Genomic DNA, 19149 nt, shown 5'->3' with positions numbered 1-19149 from the left:
GCCATGGGGGCGGCGCTGCTCCGCGGGTGGTGTCCCGGGTTCACGGCACATCCACCCGCGGAACGTGGGTGACGCGCGGTGCGGTTACTGCACCGGGTAGAAGTGGTTCGGGACGACCACGCCTCGCCACCCGTGCCAGGTTCCCTTCCAGCGGTTGGTCAGGAACTCCTTGGTGTGACCCGGGACGAACAGGTCCAGCGTCCCCACCTGGTGGCTCGCCACGATCGGGGTCGCCTGGCGGTAGAGCCCGGCCGTGGAGTTGTCGGGCTTGGGAAGCTTCTCCCAGTTCCAGCCCTCCTGGTCGCGGTACCAGGCGTTCCACACGTGGCCGTCCACGCCCATCGCGAAGATCTCCTCGGCCCACCAGCCCCAGTTCACCGCGGTGGGTGCACTGGCCAGCTTCACCGGCTGGTTGCCGACCCGGTGCCAGGCCTCCCAACTGGACGGTGTCGACTGGCGTCCCTGCGTGCGGTACAGGTAGCCGTCCGCGCCGCGCGCGTACAGCCGCATCACGTCGATCTCGGGACTGGCCCCCGCGCAGGCCGAGGTGAACTCGACCGGACCGGGGCGCGTGAACCCCCAGCCGGACGAGGAGAACGTCGACTCGTTCCAGGTCGCGGTCCAGAACTGCTTGTCGGTGCCGCGGACCGCGTAGTGCAGCAGATGGTCCGCGGACGACCACACGGCCGTCATCGAGGTGTTGTCCGGCGGGCTGTGCGGTCCGTTCCAGCCGGTCACGCCCTGCTGGTAATCGCGCCAGTGGTGCCAGGTCGCCGAGTCGAGGCCGCGCGCGAAGACGTCTATGCGTTGGCGGTTCTTCCACAACGTCGCTCCGGGAGCGGAGGTCAGCGCTCCGCCCAGGGCCTCTTCGTGGACCGTGGCGAAGCCGGGCGTCCAGTCCATCGCCACGAGTTGGTCCGCGCCGCCCTGGAACCAGCCGCCCACCTTGAAGATCCGGAACCAGCCGCTGCTCGGCCCGCCCGGGCGCACCGCCACGCCCATGTAGGAACTGTCGAGCGCGAACGCGTTGTTGACCAGCGCCTCGTCGGACTCGACGGGCGGTTCGACGGCTTCGATGTGCAACCGGGGCGCGGGCCGCTGAACCCGGCGGTCCGGTTCGGACGGTGGTTCTCCGCTACGGTCGACGACCGCCGGGGACTCCACTTGGGTCATTTCTCCCCCATATTCATATTCCCGTTGTGTGCTGCCTTGCCGTGCCTGTCGACGCCTCGCGTCGTGACCGGCCCGCGGGCCGCGGACCGCCGTAGGTCGAAGGCCGTCGCCGCCGTTCCCCCCGGCGAGGTGCCGACCCGACCGTTCTACGGGCGTTGACCGGTGGTCGGCATCGGTGGTCGCCACCTATGTTGGAGAGCGTGGCCACCTATGCCGTGTCCGGTGGGTCTCGGTAAACGAGGTCGCGTCGTCCGATGCCGTGACCGCCATGGGGAGCACTCATCGAGGCGACAACGGATCGGCAGCGGGGCAGGATGTCGGTTGGGGGCGCCATGCTGGAACGCAACCGGGAAATGGCGGAGTTACTCGCAGCGAGCGACGAAGCCGGGCACGGGTGGGGCTCGGTCGTCCTGGTGTTCGGCGAGGCCGGGATCGGCAAGACCAGCCTGATCCGAGCATTCACGGAAGCCGTCGGAACGGACGTGCGCGTCCTCGTCGGCGCCTGCGACGACCTGATGGCGCCGCGCGCGCTCGGCGCGTTGCGCGATGCCGCCGCGGGCACCGGCGGTCCCCTGGAGCGGACTCTCACGCAAGGGGCGGCGGGCGAGGCCGTGTTCGCCGCGATCTCCGCGGAAATGTCACAGGCGGGCCCGGCGGTGCTGGTCGTCGAGGACGTGCACTGGGCCGACGACGCGACCCTGGACGCCCTCACCTTTCTGGCCGGACGCGTCGACGACCTCGGCACGGTCCTGGTCCTCACCTTCCGCGACGACGAGTTGGGTACCCGGCATCCGTTGCAAAGGCTGCTCGGCGCCCTCAGCCGCGCCCGGGTGCGCAGACTCCCCCTGCGACCACTGTCCCCGAACGCCGTCGCCCGACTCGCCGCCGGATCCGGACGCGATCCGCGGACCCTGCACGCCGTCACATGCGGCAACCCGTTCTACGTCACCGAGGTCCTCGCCGACACCCCCGGGGAGGTGCCGGAGACCGTCGCGGACGCCGTGCCGGCCCGGGTGCGTGTCCTCGGCGAGGACTGCCGCACCGCGCTCGAGCAGTTGTCCGTGGTGCCCACCCACGTCGGCCCTGCGCCTCGCCGAGGAACTGCTCGGCGACCGACTCGACGCCCTGGCCGAGGCGGAGAGGCGCGGCATCGTCGAAGTACGGCCCGAGGGGCCGGCGTTCCGCCACGAGCCGGCCCGCCGCGCGATCGAGGGCAGCCTGCCCGCCCTGCGCCGCCGTACCCTCGACCGTGCCGTGGTGCGCGCCCTGCTCGCCCGGCGGGAACCGGACCGGGACCGGCTCCTGCACCACGCGGTACGCTCCGACGACGCCGAGACCATCGCGGCCCACGCCCCGGCCGCCGCCCGGGAGGCGGCGCGCGTCGGCTCGCACCGGCAGGCGCTGACGCACTTCGAGGCCGCGCTGCGCCACCCCGACCGCTTCACCGCCGCGGACCGCGCGGGCCTGATGGACGACTACGCCTGGGAGCTGTACAACGCCCACCGCTTCGCCTCGGCGGTACGCGCGGGCCAGGAGGCGGTGCGCCTGTACGAACCGCTGGAGGACCCGGCGGCATTCGGGCGGGCCCTGGTCCGGCTCTCGCGCCACCACTACATGACCGGGGAGACCGATGCCGCCGAGGACGCCGTGTCCCGGGCGGTCCGCGTCCTGGCCCCGCTCGGCCGCACCCCGGCGTTGGCATCCGCGCTCACCCACCAGGGCGCGCTGCTCGCGCTGACCGGTCACAGCGAACGCGCCGTCGGCGTCCTCGACCAGGCGCGGCGGCTCGCCGGGGAACACGGCTGCTCGGAGCTGATCTCGTTGTGCCTGAACTACCTCGGGGTGGCCCGGGCGGACCTGGGCGAACCGGCCTCCGCGCTGCGCTGCGTCCGCGAGAGCCTCGCCGGCGCCCTGCACGACGGGTCCCACGAGAGTGCCGCCCGCGCCTATACCAACCTCGCCGAACTGCTTTACCGCTTCGACGACTTGGCCGATCTGGACCGGTGCGTCGACGAGGGCTTGGCGTTCACTCGCGAATGCGGCTTCTGGTCGCACGCCTACAACCTGGACGTGCACCGCTGCCTGGCCCTGATGCGACGCGGCGAGACCGCGTGCGCCGAGCAGGGGTTGCGGGCACTCGTGGAGGGCGTCGACGATCCGGGGATGCTCTACGTCTACAGCGTCCCGCCGTATGCGCGGCTCCTGGCCCGCCGCGGCGACGCCGGCGCCGAGAAGCCGCTGATCCAGGCGTGGCATCGCGCGTTGCGCCAGCGCTCCCTGCCCGGGCTCGCCTACGCCGGCATCGCCTACGCCGAATGGGCCTGGCTCGCCCGGCGGCCGGAAGCCGCCGGTGTCGTCCGCGACGTGCTGCTGCCGTGTCTGGACCGGCCCGGCAGGGAATCCTTCCGCGCCGAACTCCTGTGGCATCTGGCCCGATCCGGGCCGGCGGCCGAGCCGTTCGAGGGCTGCCCGGAGCCGTACGCGGCGAGTCTGCGCGGCGACTGGCGAACTGCCGCGCAGGGTTTCGCCGCCGCCGGGGCACCCTACGAACAGGCCTTGGAACTCGCCGAGTCCGGGGAACTCGACCCGACCCTGACGGCACTGGGCATACTGGACGGACTCGGCGCCTCGGCCGCGGCCGACCCGGTCCGCGCCCGACTGCGCGCCCTCGGACTGCGCCGCGTGCCCTGCGGCCCCGTACCCGCCACCCGCACCCATCCGGCGGGACTGACCACCCGCCAATCGCACGTCCTCGAGTTGCTTGCCGAAGGTCGCTCGAACGCCGAGATCGCTCGGCACCTGGTGTTGTCGGTGCGGACCGTGGAACACCACGTCGCGGCGATCCTCGACAAACTGGGCGCGACATCCCGCCGCGAGGCCGCCGAAACCGCCCGCGCCGCAGGCCTGTTGGTCCCACATCCGAGAACATGACGCAGCCGATCGTGTTGCCGGGGCCCTACTCGGAGATGCCGACCTTGCTGCCGTCCGTTCGGGGCACGGTGGCGGCAACCGCGTCGGGGTCGGTGGAGAGGTCGCGCGGCGGACGCTTGGGTGTGCGGTCGAGGATGGCGTTGCCCGTCCGGTCCCCCGGCAACAACTGCGGTGACCCGAATTCCCACCGTGGAAGGGCACCGGCCACGGCTCGCGAGGAGCGGAAGCCCCCGCGGTACACATGCCGGGCCCGCCGCCGCGGACCGCGCCGGCCGGCTCCGGCGCACCGCACGGGAACGGTCTTGCGGTTCAGGGTTTCATGTGGGGTGTTCCTGGCGAACGTCAGCCATGGGCATATCGCCGGTTGCCGGTCATCCTGCTGTCGCTGTTTTCCGTGAGCCCCGCGGCGGGCGCTCCGTCCCGGTGCTGGGCGCGCGGGTCGATGCCGAGGCGCAGCGCACCGCGCGCATGCTGGCCGGGTTGGCGACCCATGCCAGACCTGTCGAGCGGACCGTCGCGCTGCGGCAGGCCGCCGCGGCTGCCGGTGAGTTGGTGGCCGCGCTGTCGGTTCTGGCTCCGGCCGTGGTCGGCGAGGAACTGCCGGCGGAGTCGACGAGTCAGTCGTTCTTCCGGGTCCGTGAAGGGGAGTTGTCGGATCAGCAGGCCGCCCTGCACGGAGTCCTGGTCGTCCACCGCGGCCTGGAAGACCTGTGCGAGGCCCCGCTGTCGGGTGCCGACCTGGCGCTGGAGGCGGCCGGGATGCGGCAGTCGGTGCTCGACCTCACCGGCGCAGTGCCGAGCGCCGACCCCGACTCCGTACCGCCGCCGGCCGTCGCCGAGCCTGCTGCTGCGGCGGCGTTGGAGAGTGTGTGGAGTGCTCGGTGGCTCATCGGGCACCAGGTCCATGTCCTGTTCAACGTCTGCGCCGCGGTCGCCGTGGCCGACGCCACCCGCCATCTGCGGCACGGCGACGGCGATGCCGCTCTGCTGCGGCTGGCGGACGCGACGGTGTACGTGCGGGGCTTTCCGGCGGCCATGACCCACGCCAGTACGGTCCCGGCCGACTACTACATGGCGGCGATCCGGCACACCATGGCGCCGCCGTCGGTGGACGTCCCGTTGAGCGGGCGCCAACATCGCGGATACAGGCTGTTCCGGGCGGCGATGAAGGACCTGCTGTCCGTGGTTCCCGACTCCTACGAGCAGTTGGCGGCCCGCGCCCCGGAGTTGGCCGAGGTGCGGGGCGCTCTCCTGGAGGCCGACATCGTGGACGGTGAACGGCACGTCACCCTCGCGTACTCGATGGTGCATCTGCATCGTTCCATCGCCCAGAAACCGGAAGGCCCCGACAACGCGGTCGCCGAACTACGACACATGCGCCATCGCCGCGCGGCCCGGTACGCCTCCCTGATCCGCTTCGGGGACCACTACGTCGCCGACGCCGTGGCCGGCCTGCGCCACTCGTGAGTCCGCATGTGCGCCGCCCACACCTTCGGCAGGAGACCCCGATGCCCGAGACGACGCCCGGCACCACCCGAAGCCCTGCCGTCGCCGCCGACTGGGCACTCGACCCGGCCGATGCCGGCGCGTGCGAGCAGCTGGCACGCACCCTGTGCACCGGCGGGCACGACCAGGTCGACGACCCCGCGTGGGTGGCCCGGGCCCGGGACGCCTGGGAGGAACTTCCATCCCCGTTGCGCCGTGGGGTGCGCCGCTTCCGAAGGCACTCCGGCCCGCACGGCACATTGGTGATCGGCGGCCTGCCCGTGGATCGCGCGGCCCTGCCCGCGACGCCGTCCGTACCGGGCTCGGTCCAGCGCCGGGCCACCGTCTCGGCCGCGGTGCTCACCATGGTGGCCTGCGGACTCGGCGAGCCTCTCGCCTACCGGGCCGAGAAATCCGGTGCCCTCGTGCAGGACGTCGTGCCCGTGCCGGGGCAGGAGAGCTTCCACGGCAACGCCGGATCGGTGCCACTGTCCTTCCACACCGAGAACGGCTTCCACCCCCACCCACCCGACTATGTGATCTTCCTGTGCCTGCGCGCCGACCACGACCGGATCGCCGGCATGCGCGTCGCAGGCATCCGTCAAGCGCTGCCGCTTCTCACCCCGGCCGGCCGCCAGGCCCTGTTCGCACCGGAGTTCATCACCACACCACCACCTTCCTTCGGCGCCGACGCCGCGGCGGATGAGCCCGCCGTCAAGCCCCGACCGGTGCTGTCGGGAGCGGTCGAGGATCCCGACATACGGATGGCCCAACTGGTCACCACCCCGCTCACCCCTCGGGCCACGGCGGCACTGACCGAATTCGGCCGCGCCTGCGAGGCGACCGCCCGCACGCTGCGTCTGGCACCCGGTGACCTGGTCGTCATCGACAACCGCGTCACCGTCCATGGCCGCACCGCCTTCCACCCCCGTTACGACGGCGCAGACCGCTGGCTGCAACGCACCTACGTCACCACCGACCTGCGTCGCTCCCGTGACCACCGCCCCCACGACGGCCACGTACTCGCCCGCTGACCGGCGTCGCTCCCACGGGTAGGTGTTTCATGTACGCGTGCTCGCCCTTGTACCGCGAGGTATGGGGCTCGGCATGGGACGGCACCGTTGACGTCGGCGTGGACTGCCGGGGAAAGGCGCACGTCGGGGCGCGAGTTGGGATGCCGGTTCTCGTAGCGCCGTCTCGAAGGGCCCGTCGTGGCACTGGACATAGAACTGGAACGCCTCGCGGCGATCGCGGCCGACCAGCCGGATCCGCTCGTGTTCGCCACCGTGTCCGGCGCGCACCTGTACGGGTTTCCCTCGGAGGATTCCGACGTCGACCTGCGAGGCGTACACCTGCTGCCTGTGGCCGAGTTGGTCGGGCTGCGCGAGGGCGAGCACACGCGTGCGCGCATGTGGCGGGCCGACGGCGTGGAGACGCGCTCCACGACCTCCTGGTGAGAGTACGCCTCGCCGGGCTCTGAGCCGGTACGTGCGTGGGCGGGGCGCTTGTGGAAGGGACATCGTCCGAGGCCACGAACCGCGTCGGCCGCAGCGGGCGTCGGTCCACGTCGCCCAGGTCCCGGTCGCTGCTGCCGAAGCGGTAGCCGTGCCGTACTCGCCGATGGTGATGGTGACTTCCGCTTCGCAACGGCGCGTGCGGGCCGCTCCGCTTCGCGGGCGACGCGGACGGGCGACCGCGGCGCCTTGGGCCGCCCGTCGCAGCACTGTCATCGAGGGGCCACCGCCGCGGCGCCTTTACCCAGGTCGGTCAACGCAGGTGCCAGCTCGCGCCATTGCCGAACGGGGAGTTCGCCGGGGGCCGCTGTAAGGACCTGCACGCACACATGGTCGGCGCCTGCGTCCAAGTGCTCGCGCACCCGCTGCCGGAGCACATCCGTGTCGCCGTACGCGACGATCGCGTCGACCAGGCGCCGGCTCGGCCCCCCGACGATGTCCTCGTCACCGAATCCCAGCCTGCGCACGTTGGCCTGCTGGTGCGGCGCGCTCTGGACGTACATCGCCACATGCGTGGTGGCCAACTCGCGCGCCCGTGCCACATCGGTGTCCAACACCACGGCGAGTTCCACACCGAGAAACGCGTCCGGGCCCATGATCTGCCGTGCGCTCCGCGTGTGCGCGACCGGCACGAAGTACGGGTGCGCACCCCAGGTGCGCTCCGCGGCCAATTCCAGCATCTTCGGACCCAACGCCGCCAACACGCGCCGCGGCGCCGGCTCGGGGCGGGGCCCGTGCGCGGGCACCGCGTCCATCGAGTCGAGATAGGCGCGCATCGTGTGTACCGCACGGCCGCGCGCCGGCATCGGGTAGCCGTCGAGGTCGTGGACGGTGTCGTCGACCCGATGGCCGCCGAGCCCGAGCAGATAGCGGCCCGGGAAGGCGTCGCCGAGTGTGCGGGTCGCGGTCGCCGCGGCGATCGGATCGCGGAAGGCGATGTTGGCGATGCCGGAGGCGATCGTCAGCCGCGTCGTCGCGGACAGCAGCAGCCACGCCTGGCCGAAGCTCTCCCGGCCGAACGCCTCGCCGAACCAGATCGCGCCGTAGCCCAACTCCTCGATCTCCGCGGCCGCGTCACGGACCGCCCCGGCCGGCTGCGCGTCGAAGGTGAAGGTCCAGACGCCTACGGGACCGAGGTCGGCGTGCGTGTCGTCGTGCATGAAATACTCCTCGCGCAACAAAGGGAGAACCTCTCCGCTTACGTCTCGGGATACGATACGGAGAAGTTCTCCGGATAGCCAGTGGGAAGGCGGACGCGATGACCAAGCGCAACCCGGCCAAAGACTCGACCGACGCGGCGGCCTCGGTACCTCCGCCCACGCCGGGCGCGTCGCGCGCGGACGCGCGCGTCAACCGCGAACGCATCCTCACCGCCGCCCGCGAGGTCTTCTCCGAAAGCGGACCCGAGGCCTCGCTCAACGAGATCGCCAGACGCGCCGCGGTCGGTCCCGGCACCCTCTACCGGCACTTCCCGAACCGCCAGGCCCTGATGGTCGCGATCGTCAAAGACCGCGTGACGGCTCTCAGCCGCCTCGCCGACGCCCTGCGCGAGTCACACACACCCGACGACGCGCTCGCCGCCTGGTTCGCGGCCCTGCTCGCGCACGCACGACTCCACCAAGGCATGGGCGTCGTCGCGATGCTCGGTGAAACCGTCGACTTCGGCATCGACTGCCACCGCGTCGTCCTGGACGCCGCCGACACCGTGCTCTCCCGGGCGCAACGTGAGGGAACGGCACGCACCGACGTCGACGCCGGCGACCTCGTCCAACTCGTCGCCGGAATCGCCCTCGCCACCACGCGGGACGACGGTCCGAGCCGACCCGAACGACTGCTCGGCCTGGTCCTGGACTCCGCACACGCGGCGACCGGCACAACGCCCACGCCCTGACGCGGCCCCGGACGACCACCCACGTACCCGTCGCGGATCGCCGCCACCTGTGCAACAACCGGTTCAGGCCGCGGAACGAAGTGCCACCCAACCACCGTGATCGCCTGCGCCCGTTGGTGCGGAGGCACCGTGCGTGTGCGGCGCCGAGTGGCGATCGATCGTTCGGCGGCGGACGCTGGGCCGGCGCGCCCGAGCCTCGTGGGTCATTCGGCCAGGGTCGGGGCGGCGTGGGACCAGCGATGTTCGTCGAGTTCGCGGGCGATGAAGCGGGCGAGGTCGGTGCGGGTCACCTTCCGGCCGCCCTTGGGGTTGCTCGCGTCGAGCACACGGTAGTTGCCGGTGGGGGGTTCGTCCTGCAATCGGGCCGGGCGGACGAAGGTCCAGTCGACGGTGCTTCCGCGGACGATCGTTTCCATCAGCCGCATGTCGTCGTACAACTCCCGAACCAGGGGGGTGACGAGATTGCGGTACCACCAGGGGAAGTTGGGGTCACGGTGGTGGACCCCGCCCGAGGTGACCGCGATCAGCCGGGGTACGCCGGCGTCTTCCATCGCGGCCACCAGGGTCCGCGCCGCGTCGGAGTAGAGCCGGTGCGCGTGCCGCCCCGGCGGGCCGATCGCGGAGACCACGACGTCGTGGCCCTCGACGGCGGCGCGTACGTCGGCGGCGTCGCGCACGTCGGCCCGCACGACGTTCGGCTTCCCCGCGCCGGGCGAGTCTTCCGAGGCCGGAGGCTGCCACCGGGCCGGCTCGCGCACCGCGGCGGTGACGTCGTGGCCCAGGCGCAGTGCTTCCCGGACGACGAGGTGTCCGGTGCGGCCGTTGGCTCCGAAGACGATGACGTTGCTCATGACGGGATCCTCACGTGGTCGATGGGTGGGCGGTTGGTGCGGGTTGCTCGTCGGGGGCAGGGGCGTATGGGTGCACGAGCTATGGGTGCACGGGCGTCGGGTGTACGTGCGCCGGACGTACGGGCGTCGGGCGTACAGGCATATGAGTGCAGGGCGTATGAGTGCTCAGTTGCACAAGCGCGACCCGAATACCGGCCGATCCGGGACGGCCCAGGGCGTTGCCCGTCCGACTGTCGGCTACGGGGTGCGAGTACGGGGCAGCAGGAGTACGAGGGCCGCGCCGAGCAGGCAGGTCGCGGTGACCACGAGTGCGCCGATGACCAGGCCGTCCGCCCCCGGGTCGGGGGCGCCGGGGTCGTGGGTGGCGAAGTACACGGTGCCCAACACCGCGACGCCCAGGGCCGTGGAGAGTTGTTGGAGGGCATTGAGGGTGCCCGACGCGCTGCCTGTCTCGGCGGGTTCGGCCGCCGCCAGGATCGACCGGACCAGAGTGCCGGACACCAGTCCCACACCCAGGCCCACGACCAGGGTGGGTATCGACAGCGCCCAGGCGGGACTTCCCGACGCGGCCACCGTGGCAAGGCCGAGCGTGCCGAGGGCCTCGATCCCCAGCCCCAACTGTAGGAGTGAGCGGCCGAGCCGGACGGCCGCCGCCGGGGCGACGAGTGAGGCCAGCCCGATGCCGATGGCGAGCGGCGACAGGGAGAGCGCGGTCTCCCACGCGGACCGGCCGAGATCGAGTTGGAGGTGGAGGGAGAGGACCAGCAGCAGTCCGCCGAGGCCGGTGAAGAATGCGGCGGTGACCGCGAGGCCGCCGACGAACGCGGGTTTGCGCAGCAGGCTGGGCACCAGGACCGGCGAGCGGCTGGTGCGTTGACGTCGACCGAAGGCGGCGAAGGCCACGATACCGGCGGCGATCTCCGCGAAGGTCCACCACGGCCAACCCGCTTCCCGGCCCTGGATCAGCGGATGGACGACGAGCGCGGACCCCATTGCGACCAGCAGGGCACCCGGCGGGTCGATCCGCACCAGCGGGTCCCCCGGGTCGGCCGGCATCCACCGCAGCGCCCCGACCACGGCCAGTGCGCCGAGCGGAAGGTTGATCAGGAAGATCAGCCGCCAGTCGAGTCCGGCCGGGTCGAGGGCGATGAGGCCACCCGCAAGGACGGGGCCGCCGACGCCGGCGAGCGCCATCACCGGTCCGAACGTCGCGAACGCGCGGCCGCGTTCGCGTTCGTCGAACACCGCGCTCAGGACGCCGAACCCCTGCGGGATCATCAACGCGCCGAGCGCACCCTGCGCCACCCGAGCCGCCACCAACACGGTCGGCGAAGGCGCCGCCGCACACAGCGCGGAGGCCAGCGTGAACCCGGCGGCGCCCAGGACGAACAACCGCCGCCGACCCCACCGATCACCCAGCCGACCACCGACGATCAGCAGGACGCCGAAGGCGAGCGTGTACCCCGCGGTGAGCCACTGCATGATCGCCGCGCCGCCGCCCAGCCCGGCGCGGACGGAGGGGGCGGCCACGTTCATCACGGTCGCGTCCAGCAGGTCCAGGGCCTGCGCGAGCAGCACCACCGTCAGGATCCGCCACCGATGCGGATGGGCCGCGGGCGGTGCCGCGCGGGCGGCCGACGTCGAAGCAGGAACGGTCACGGGGGTCTCCCAACCAGGCTTAACAAACACTGTTCGTCAAGCAGGATGCCCTTAACGAACAGCATTCGTCAAGGTAGGGTTATGCCATGCCGCAAGCCCGCTCGCGCTCCCGCCCCTCGAAATCCATGCTCGGCCTGGACGCCGTCCTGGCCGCCACCATGGCGCTGGTCGACGAGTTGGGCTGCGAAGCGGTGAGCCTGCGGCGCGTCGCCCAGGCCCTCGAGACCGGTCCCGCCTCGCTCTACGTCTACGTGCGCGATCGGCAGGAGTTGATGGCGCTCGTCCTCGACCACGCGGTGGCCGACGTGGTCGTGCCCGACGAGGACGACGGGGACTGGCGCACCCGCCTCGAACTGCTCGTCGGGCGCATCGTCGCCGCCCTGGCCGGCCACAACGACATCGCCTCCGTCGGCCTGCGGGACGCCCTCCCCGGCCCGCACGGCCTGCGCCTGACCGAGGAGGCGGCGCGCCTGCTCCGGGCGGGCGGACTCGACGACGACGCCTGTTCCTGGGCCATCGACCTGCTCGGCCAGTACATCTACTCGACCGCCCTGGAGAACGCCGACGACCCACGGCCTCGGCGGGCCCCCACACAACCCTCGTCCGCCGCCGACCCGACCGAACCCGAGACGTTCACCGCCCGACTCGACGCCACCTTCCGGGCGTTGCCCGCCGAGCGGTACCCCACCCTGCAAGCCCTGGCACCGACGCTCACCGGCGGCGACCGGAACGCCAGGGCCGCGTGGAAACTCCGCGTGATCATCGACGGCCTCCTCGCCCAACCCCCCAGCCGGCCCACATCCGACCGGGACGACACCGCCGCACCCTCGCCGATGTGACCGAGGGGATGGGCCGTCGCCTGGCAGAGGGCCGCCAACGAGGTACGGCTGTTCCCGTCGGCATGGGTGGAACCACGGGGAGCCGGTGGCGGGTACACCGTCGGCGTCGAAGACATCGGAGCCCGGGCGCAGCGGCACCGGCACCGGCGAGCGGCCCCACGCGCCGAACTCGAGCCCGGACAGGTCGAGCGGCTCGGAGAGTCGGCGTCCGCTCCACCGAAGGCGCAGCGGTGGGCGACGAGGCAACGGCGGGCGTTGTCGGTGGTGGGCCGCGTGCGCCGTCTAACGCGTCAGCGCGCGGGAGCGATCGGACCGATCGGGACCGAGCGGGGACCGAACGCGGGCCGGCCCTCAGCCGTTGGCGCCCGGCGTCGACGCGGTGGTACTGGCCGCTGTGTTCGCGGTGTTCGTCGTATTCGCCGCGGTCGCCGCGGTCGCCGCGGTCCGCGCGTTCGGCCGGGCGGCGGTCATCAAACGTGCCCCGGTGCGGGCGAAGCGGCCGGGGCTGATACCGAGGGTGCGCTTGAAGTGGCGGTTCAGATGAGATTGGTCGTAGAAGCCGGCGGTCACGGCGACGGTGTGCGGCGGCATGCCGTCCAGCAGAAGTGCGCGGGCGAGGTCGACTCGGCGTCCGGTCAGGTATTGGTGCGGGCCGATGCCGAACTCCCGACCGAAGGCGCGGACCAGATGGGTGGGGTGGGCGTACAGCAGTTCGGACGCCGCACCGAGGGTGACGCCCTCGACGAAACGCGCGTCGAGTAGATCGCGCAGACGGTGGGCCAATCCGGCGTCACGCACGACGGTAGGTGCGGCGACTCGGCCCAGAAGGTGCCCACGCAACCGCTCGGCGATGAACGCGAGCCTGCTTTCCGCCTCCAATTCCTCGCCCGGTCGCAGCAACAAAGTGTGCAGTCGATGCACCCGTCCATGCAGTGCGTGGTCGTCGAGCACCGAATGGTCCACGGCCCGGCCGATCAGGTCGTCGGCCACATGGGAGGAGTCCAGATAGAGCACCCGCTTGCGGAACCCGGTCGGGGTGGCCGCGCTGCCGTTGTGCGGAACGTGCGGCGGCAACAGGCTCACCGCGCGCCGCAGCACGCCGTGCTCGTGCCGATCCAGGTCGTACTTGACCATGCCGTCGTCGACGATCAGCAGCGTCCACGCGGCGTGCGTGTGCATCGGGTAGGCGTGATCGGTCATGTGGGCGTGCAGAACCTCGCTCACCCCGGCCACCGACGGCCGCCACGCCACGATCTCCGAGCCGGCAACCATGTCAGGATCGTACAAGACGATCACCGTCCGCCAGAGACACGATGCGGGCATGGAAACCCAGCTCGCACCCGTTCGTTTCGACACCAAGATCGCTGTGCTCCTGCGCGCGGACCTGGCCGTATGGCAGCGGTTGAACGTCACCGCGTTCCTGGTCAGCGGCCTCGGTACGCGGATTCCCGAGGTGATCGGCGAACCCTATGCCGATGCCGACGACACCACCTATCTGCCGATGTTCCGGCAGCCGGTACTGGTCTTCCAGGGCAGCGGTGACCTGCTCGCCTCGGCCAACGCCCGGGCGGTGGGTCGCGGCCTGCCGGTGGCGGTGTTCACCGCCGACCTCTTCGCCACCGGCAACGACCGGGACAACCGGGCGGCGGTACGGGGCGTCCGGCGGGAGCGGTTGGATCTGGTCGGCATGGCCGTGCACGGGCCGCGCAACGTGGTCGACAAGGTCCTCAAGGGGGCGGAGATGCATCCGTAACCAGCCGCACCCATCACGGGCCGTAGCGACACGCAGGTACGCACGCGCTTCCGGTGCGTCGATGTTCGCGTGGTGGGCAGTACGCGCGGGAGCGTAGGACCGGTGGTGGTGGGCAGTAACCCTCCGGTCGTGACGAGCGGTACGAGCGGTACGAGCGGTACGAGCGGTACGAGCGGTACGGGGAAGGTGGACATGGTGGACGACTCGCGGAGCGGTCACACGGAACCGGTGGGTCCCGATCCCCGTACCGATTCCGGCGCCGGTCTCGATCCCGGTCCCGATCCTGATCCCGATCCCGGTGATCGCGCCGATTTCGATGCCTTCGTGGCGGCACTCGACTACCCGATGTTCATCGTCACCGCAGCCCGACCGGACACCGGCGAGCGCTCCGGCTGCCTGGTCGGCTTCGCCACCCAGTGCAGCATCGAACCGCCTCGGTTCCTGGTCTGCGTCTCCATCCTCAACCACACCCACGGCGTCGCCACCGCCGCACCCGTACTCGCGGTACACGCGCCGGATTCGTCTCTACACCCGCTCGCGGCCCTGTTCGGCGAGGAAACCGGCGACCGAATGGACAAGTTCGCGCACTGCGCGTGGACCGAGGGCCCCGCCGGCGTCCCGCTGCTGACCGACTGCCCCCGGCGCTTCGTGGGTCGGGTCGTGGACGTGGTCGACCTCGGCGACCACACCGGGATCGTCCTGGCTCCGATCGAGGCCCCGGGGCATCCGGACCCGACCTCGACCGACCTGCTGACCTACACCGATGTCCGAGACCTCGCCCCGGGCCATCCGGAGCACTGACCCCCAGGCGACGGCAGACGCGCTGCGTGCGGTCGGCGGCGTCTCCCGAGCCCGACCGTGGACGCCTGCCGCGCCGAACACATCGCCGGGCGACGTTCGAGACCTGCGGTCGAAGGACGAACCGTGCCGAAAGCGTCTTCGAATGGGAAGGATGTTCGGGTGATCACCTGCGTCGTCGACTACACGATCGATCCCGCCAAAATCGAGGCGTTCGAACGGTTCGGGCGTTGTTGGATGGAACTGGTGGGCCGCCACGGTGGGACCCACCATGGCTACTTCCTGCCTGCCGAGGGGGCGAGCGACCGGGCCCTGGCCCTGTTCAGCTTCCCGAGCCTGGCCGCCTACGAGCAGTACCGCGACCTGTTCGGCGTGGATCCCGACTTCGTGGCCGCGGATCGCATTCGTGACGAGAGCGGTTGTGTCGTGCGCTACGAGCGCACCTTCATGCGGCCGTTGCTGCCGGGGGACGTCGCTCGCGAAGCCGTGCCGCGGGATTGACGGAATCGACACCGGCGGGCGGACGCACGGCTTGCCGGCTCCGGGCAGTGTGCGCTGCCGGGCGCGGGACTCGCGCACGGATGCACGACCGGGCGGCAGCAGAGGGCGGACAGCTCCGTGGAACGGCGCCGAATCGGCCGACGGGGGTCCGGACGGGTCGCTCGACGACGGTTTGCCGATACGGCGCGTGGGCAACGGGTGGTCATGCTCTCAGGGATCCTGCGAGGTGCCGCCGCCGGCGCGGCCGGCACCACCGCCCTCGATGCGGTCACCTACGCCGACATGGCCGGCCGGGCGCGCCCGGCCAGTGAAACGCCACAACGCACCATCGCCACCATCGCGCGCCGCATCGGGCGCCCGGTCGAGGGCGACTCCGACACGCGCGCGAACCGATTGACCGGGCTCGGCGCGCTGTCGGGCATCGCGACCGGCGTAGGCGTGGGCGCCGCTTTCGGCGCGCTGCGTGGCATCGGCCTACGGCCGCCGATCTGGGCGGGTTCGCTGCTCGTGGGCGCCGCCGCGATGATCGCCGCCAACGGCGCGATGGCCGGACTGCGGGTGTCCGACCCACGTACGTGGTCGACGGCCGACTGGATCGCCGACATCGTGCCGCACATCGCCTACGGCTTCACGACGTACGCGGCGCTCGCGACGATGGACCCCAAGTGAGCGCCCTCGTGCGGGCCTTGCTGGTGGGTGTGGCCAGCGGCGGCCGAAGCCAGGCAGGGGTCACGGCCGTTCGCTTGACCACTCGCGGCGCAGGCAAGCTGTCCCGGCTCGCCGTCGGCTCGGCCGCCATCGGCGAACTCGTCGCGGACAAGCGCCCCGACATCCCGTCCCGACTGAGCCTGCCGGGCCTGGCTCCGCGCGTCCTGCTGGGAGCAACGGCCGCCGCGATGTTGGCGCGTCGTACGGGCGGTGGGGCAACGATCGCGGCCCTCGTGGGAGCCGGCGCCTCGGTGGGCGGCGCCATCTTGGGCGAGGCATGGCGCCAAGCCGCCGCGAACACCGGAATTCCCGCACTGCCGGCAGCGATCGGCGAGGACGCCCTGTGCTACGCCCTGGCATTCACGGCATGCACCGGCTCATAACAACCGCTCCAACGCGGCCGTCGACGCGCGGCCGCGGGCAACGATCGTGCGAGGCATCGCCGGTGCGCCCTGCCGGCGCAACGCCCCGCCGGGTCGGGCCATGGGCAAAAGCGAGGTCCGATTTCCGCCGGCCGTGGGCCACCTTCGCGACCATGCTGGGATGCGTGCTCAACTCAAGCGAGGGACTCATCGACCGATTCGTCCTGGCCGGGCGAGAATTCGAGCGACGCCTGCGAATGGTGCGGCCGGAACAGTGGACGTGGCCCACCCCCTGCAGTGAGTGGGATGTACGTCAATTGGTCAACCACATGACCCGGGGGAACGTCGGCTACGTTCAACTCCTTCACGGCGGTACCGGCGCGGACTTCATTCGCCTCCGCGACGAGGACGCGTCGGGTGCGGATCCGGTCGCCGCGTACATCCGATCGGTGCGCGAATGCGCAGCCGCGTTCGCACTGCCCGGCGCGTTGGAGCGCGTCCTCGACTATCCGCTGGGTCGGGTGAACGGGCAGCAGGCGATCGCCGTGCGAACCACGGACAGCGTGATCCACACGTGGGATCTGGCCCGGGCGATCGGCGTCGACGACGCCCTGGATGCGGGGTTGGTCGGGTGGATCGGCGCCCATCTCGACGAAATCTACGCAGGCCTGGCGGAGACCCCCGTCGCCGCCGAAACGACACATCGCTTCTTCGCGGCACCGGACGGGGAACCCGCCCGGGGCGCATCGCCACAGGACCGGCTGTTGCACCGCATGGGCCGAAACCCCCAGCTGTGAAGCCCGGGGCGTCCACGACCCGCGGCACCCTCGTCTCTCCTGGCGGAGTCGCGTCCGCTGCGAACGCGAAGTGATGCGCGCGTACGTGCTCGACGGTCCCCGCGGGGAGAACGCAACGGTCGTGGCCGCCGTGTCGGTTACCAGCGCACTGGGAGGGCCTGCAGCTTGAGCACTCGCAGGCCCTCCGACCATGCCAACTCCTCTTCTGCTACGGCTAGTTCGAGGCCCGGTAGACGGCGCAGCACTGTCTCGAATGCGACTCGTAGTTCGAGCCGGGCGAGGTGCACGCCCAGGCAGTGGTGGGGCCCGTGGCCGAACGCGATGTGACTCGGCGGGTCGACGCGGGCGATGTCGAAGGTGTCCGGGTCGGCGAACCGGGCCGGGTCGTGGTTGGCGGCGCCGAACGGGGCGATGACCCCTTCGTGTGGCTTGACCCGGACGCCGCCGATTTCGATCTCGGTGGTGGCGATGCGCGGGGTGCCGCCGGAGCCGGGCGGCACGTACCGCAGGATTTCCTCGACGGCGGCGTCCAGGCGTTCGGGTTCGGCGCGCAGCCGGGCGAGTTGCTCGGGGTGGGTGAGCAGCGTGTAGAGGCCGCGGGTGAACACCGTGGCGGTGGTCTCGTGGCCGGCGGAGATCAACGCGCGGACGAGTTGCACGAGTTCGTGCTCGCTCAGCCGGTCGTCCTGGTCGCGGGCGCCGACCAGGGCGTCCAGGAGGTCCCCCTGACGCTCGTCGTCACCGGCGCCGTCGCCCGCCGTGCCGTCGGCAACGCCCGCGGTTCGTCGTGCCGCGATCAACGCGCTTACGTAGTCGACGTATTCGCGGTGTGCCGCGAGCATCTCCTCGCGCGTCCAGCGAGTCAGCGACAACCCCGTCTCGGTCCAGCGCCGGAAGTCGGCCGCGTCGTCGTCCGGGATGCCGAGCAGTTCGGAGATGATCCGGATGGGCAGCGGAAGTGCGAACCCTTCGTACAGGTCGCCGGTCCGTCCGGGGCCGGCGACGAAGTCGTCGAGGAGCCGCTCGGCGACCGCCCGCACCCGCGGCTCCCACGTACGGATCCGGCGCGGCGTGAAGGCGCCCTGCACGATCCGCCGGATCCGGGTGTGCTCCGGCGGGTCCATGCCGACGATCATGTCCTTGACGAGCGACGCGTCGAAGCCTTCGGCCAGTCGCGGGGCGCCGGCGCGGGAGAGGTCGCGGCTGAACCGCGGGTCGTCGAGCACGGTCAGGATGTCCTCGTACCGACTGGCCAGCCACGCACGGTCCCCGGACGGCAGGATCACCGGCACGACGGGGCAACCGGCGCGCAGTTCGCGGAACTCCTCCGGCTGGGTGCCACCGGGCCCGCTCGCGAACGGGAAGTGCAGTACGGCGTCGTCGAGTTCCATCCGTGCCCCCCGTGAAGTTTTCCGCAACACGTTCTCGTTCTCCGTCGAGAATGGTCGAGCCGCCGAGCGGGCACAAGGCCGGCACGCCAACGCGTGCCGGGTGTATGAGCGTTCGACGCCCACCCCGGGTCCGGAGACACCGGTGACGCCCGCAAGACCCGCCACCTACGCGACGCCCGCGAACCCTCCCCCCTTTGCGACGCCCGCAGCGCCCGCGAACCCTCCCCTTCGCAACGCCCGCACCTCCGCGTTCCGGGACGAGATGCCTCCGCGGGGATCTCCGGTGGGCCGGACCCTGACCCACGCGAGCGAGGTAGCCGCGCCGGAGGCAGCGGCGGCCCGCGAGGGCCCGGGCCGGGCCGTGCCAGGTGCAGCGGCGGGTCGGCCCGGGTGAGGCCGGGTGAGCCGAGGCTGCTCCGATCCCCCATCGGCCGTCGGCCGGTGGCCGGTGGCCGGTGGCCGGTGGCCGGTGGCCGGTGGACCATACGCAACACGG

At 71.6% G+C, this 19149-nt stretch carries 19 protein-coding genes and 2 pseudogenes; 13 read left to right on the top strand and 8 right to left on the bottom strand.

The window, feature by feature from the left end:
* Positions 1-84 precede the first annotated feature (84 nt).
* On the bottom strand, positions 85-1173 hold the full coding sequence (locus tag ACFZBU_RS06575) for a hypothetical protein (protein WP_391582367.1): 1089 nt from the start codon (positions 1171-1173) through the stop codon (positions 85-87).
* A 314-nt stretch (positions 1174-1487) separates the two neighbouring features.
* Here ACFZBU_RS06575 and ACFZBU_RS06570 point away from each other — a divergent pair.
* Positions 1488-1868: pseudogene (locus ACFZBU_RS06570) on the top strand (ATP-binding protein); the annotation flags it as partial.
* Here ACFZBU_RS06570 and ACFZBU_RS06565 read toward each other — a convergent pair.
* On the bottom strand, positions 1812-1964 hold the full coding sequence (locus tag ACFZBU_RS06565) for a hypothetical protein (RefSeq protein WP_391582366.1): 153 nt from the start codon (positions 1962-1964) through the stop codon (positions 1812-1814). The pseudogene ACFZBU_RS06570 and the gene ACFZBU_RS06565 sit on opposite strands and share 57 nt — an antisense overlap.
* A gap of 226 nt (positions 1965-2190) precedes the next feature.
* On the opposite strand from ACFZBU_RS06565, the gene ACFZBU_RS06560 reads away from it, so the two are divergent.
* Entirely contained in the window at positions 2191-4104 is a 1914-nt protein-coding gene (locus tag ACFZBU_RS06560; RefSeq protein WP_391582365.1) for a LuxR C-terminal-related transcriptional regulator, read from the top strand.
* A gap of 25 nt (positions 4105-4129) precedes the next feature.
* Here the strand turns inward: ACFZBU_RS06560 and ACFZBU_RS06555 are convergent, their stop codons facing one another.
* Positions 4130-4312, bottom strand: a complete 183-nt coding sequence (locus tag ACFZBU_RS06555; RefSeq protein ID WP_391582364.1) for a hypothetical protein — start codon at positions 4310-4312, stop codon at positions 4130-4132.
* A 215-nt stretch (positions 4313-4527) separates the two neighbouring features.
* On the opposite strand from ACFZBU_RS06555, the gene ACFZBU_RS06550 reads away from it, so the two are divergent.
* The 3 genes and pseudogenes from ACFZBU_RS06550 to ACFZBU_RS06540 all read left to right on the top strand — a co-directional run.
* On the top strand, positions 4528-5571 hold the full coding sequence (locus tag ACFZBU_RS06550; RefSeq protein ID WP_391582363.1) for a hypothetical protein: 1044 nt from the start codon (positions 4528-4530) through the stop codon (positions 5569-5571).
* A 41-nt stretch (positions 5572-5612) separates the two neighbouring features.
* Entirely contained in the window at positions 5613-6623 is a 1011-nt protein-coding gene (locus tag ACFZBU_RS06545) for a TauD/TfdA family dioxygenase (RefSeq protein ID WP_391582362.1), read from the top strand.
* A gap of 177 nt (positions 6624-6800) precedes the next feature.
* Positions 6801-7022, top strand: a pseudogene (locus ACFZBU_RS06540) (DNA polymerase beta superfamily protein); the annotation flags it as partial.
* A 293-nt stretch (positions 7023-7315) separates the two neighbouring features.
* Here ACFZBU_RS06540 and ACFZBU_RS06535 read toward each other — a convergent pair.
* Positions 7316-8263, bottom strand: a complete 948-nt coding sequence (locus ACFZBU_RS06535; RefSeq protein ID WP_391582361.1) for a TIGR03620 family F420-dependent LLM class oxidoreductase — start codon at positions 8261-8263, stop codon at positions 7316-7318.
* Between the two features lie 98 nt (positions 8264-8361).
* Here ACFZBU_RS06535 and ACFZBU_RS06530 point away from each other — a divergent pair, with 98 nt between their 5' ends.
* The gene (locus ACFZBU_RS06530; RefSeq protein ID WP_391582360.1) at positions 8362-8994 is read left to right on the top strand and encodes a TetR/AcrR family transcriptional regulator; all 633 of its coding nucleotides are present in this window, start codon (positions 8362-8364) and stop codon (positions 8992-8994) included.
* Between the two features lie 203 nt (positions 8995-9197).
* On the opposite strand, the gene ACFZBU_RS06525 is transcribed toward ACFZBU_RS06530, so the two are convergent.
* Entirely contained in the window at positions 9198-9845 is a 648-nt protein-coding gene (locus tag ACFZBU_RS06525) for an NAD(P)-dependent oxidoreductase (protein WP_391582359.1), read from the bottom strand.
* A 237-nt stretch (positions 9846-10082) separates the two neighbouring features.
* Complete coding sequence (locus ACFZBU_RS06520) at positions 10083-11504, bottom strand: MFS transporter (protein ID WP_391582358.1); 1422 nt, start codon at positions 11502-11504, stop codon at positions 10083-10085.
* Positions 11505-11590: 86 nt separating this feature from the next.
* Between ACFZBU_RS06520 and ACFZBU_RS06515 the strand changes: the two genes are divergently transcribed.
* Positions 11591-12343: a TetR/AcrR family transcriptional regulator gene (locus tag ACFZBU_RS06515; RefSeq protein ID WP_391582357.1), complete on the top strand. Its 753-nt coding sequence runs from the start codon at positions 11591-11593 to the stop codon at positions 12341-12343.
* Positions 12344-12694: 351 nt separating this feature from the next.
* Here the strand turns inward: ACFZBU_RS06515 and ACFZBU_RS06510 are convergent, their stop codons facing one another.
* Positions 12695-13615: an AraC family transcriptional regulator gene (locus ACFZBU_RS06510; RefSeq protein ID WP_391582356.1), complete on the bottom strand. Its 921-nt coding sequence runs from the start codon at positions 13613-13615 to the stop codon at positions 12695-12697.
* 49 nt (positions 13616-13664) lie between these two features.
* Between ACFZBU_RS06510 and ACFZBU_RS06505 the strand changes: the two genes are divergently transcribed.
* From ACFZBU_RS06505 to ACFZBU_RS06480, 6 genes are all read left to right on the top strand, one after another.
* Positions 13665-14096 (top strand): DUF2000 family protein, encoded by a 432-nt coding sequence (locus tag ACFZBU_RS06505; RefSeq protein WP_391582355.1) that lies wholly within the window; start codon positions 13665-13667, stop codon positions 14094-14096.
* A gap of 324 nt (positions 14097-14420) precedes the next feature.
* Entirely contained in the window at positions 14421-14897 is a 477-nt protein-coding gene (locus tag ACFZBU_RS06500; protein WP_391582354.1) for a flavin reductase family protein, read from the top strand.
* Positions 14898-15056: 159 nt separating this feature from the next.
* Positions 15057-15395 (top strand): NIPSNAP family protein, encoded by a 339-nt coding sequence (locus ACFZBU_RS06495; RefSeq protein ID WP_391582353.1) that lies wholly within the window; start codon positions 15057-15059, stop codon positions 15393-15395.
* A 204-nt stretch (positions 15396-15599) separates the two neighbouring features.
* On the top strand, positions 15600-16064 hold the full coding sequence (locus tag ACFZBU_RS06490; protein ID WP_391582352.1) for a hypothetical protein: 465 nt from the start codon (positions 15600-15602) through the stop codon (positions 16062-16064).
* A 74-nt stretch (positions 16065-16138) separates the two neighbouring features.
* Positions 16139-16486: a hypothetical protein gene (locus tag ACFZBU_RS06485; RefSeq protein ID WP_391582351.1), complete on the top strand. Its 348-nt coding sequence runs from the start codon at positions 16139-16141 to the stop codon at positions 16484-16486.
* Between the two features lie 164 nt (positions 16487-16650).
* Positions 16651-17262 (top strand): TIGR03086 family metal-binding protein, encoded by a 612-nt coding sequence (locus ACFZBU_RS06480; protein ID WP_391582350.1) that lies wholly within the window; start codon positions 16651-16653, stop codon positions 17260-17262.
* A 137-nt stretch (positions 17263-17399) separates the two neighbouring features.
* On the opposite strand, the gene ACFZBU_RS06475 is transcribed toward ACFZBU_RS06480, so the two are convergent.
* Positions 17400-18653: a cytochrome P450 gene (locus ACFZBU_RS06475; protein WP_391582349.1), complete on the bottom strand. Its 1254-nt coding sequence runs from the start codon at positions 18651-18653 to the stop codon at positions 17400-17402.
* Positions 18654-19149: the final 496 nt, after the last annotated feature.

The organism is Embleya sp. NPDC008237, from assembly GCF_042956465.1.
In the GTDB taxonomy this organism is placed as follows: domain Bacteria; phylum Actinomycetota; class Actinomycetes; order Streptomycetales; family Streptomycetaceae; genus Embleya.
This window is presented reverse-complemented; position numbering and strand designations above follow the sequence as displayed.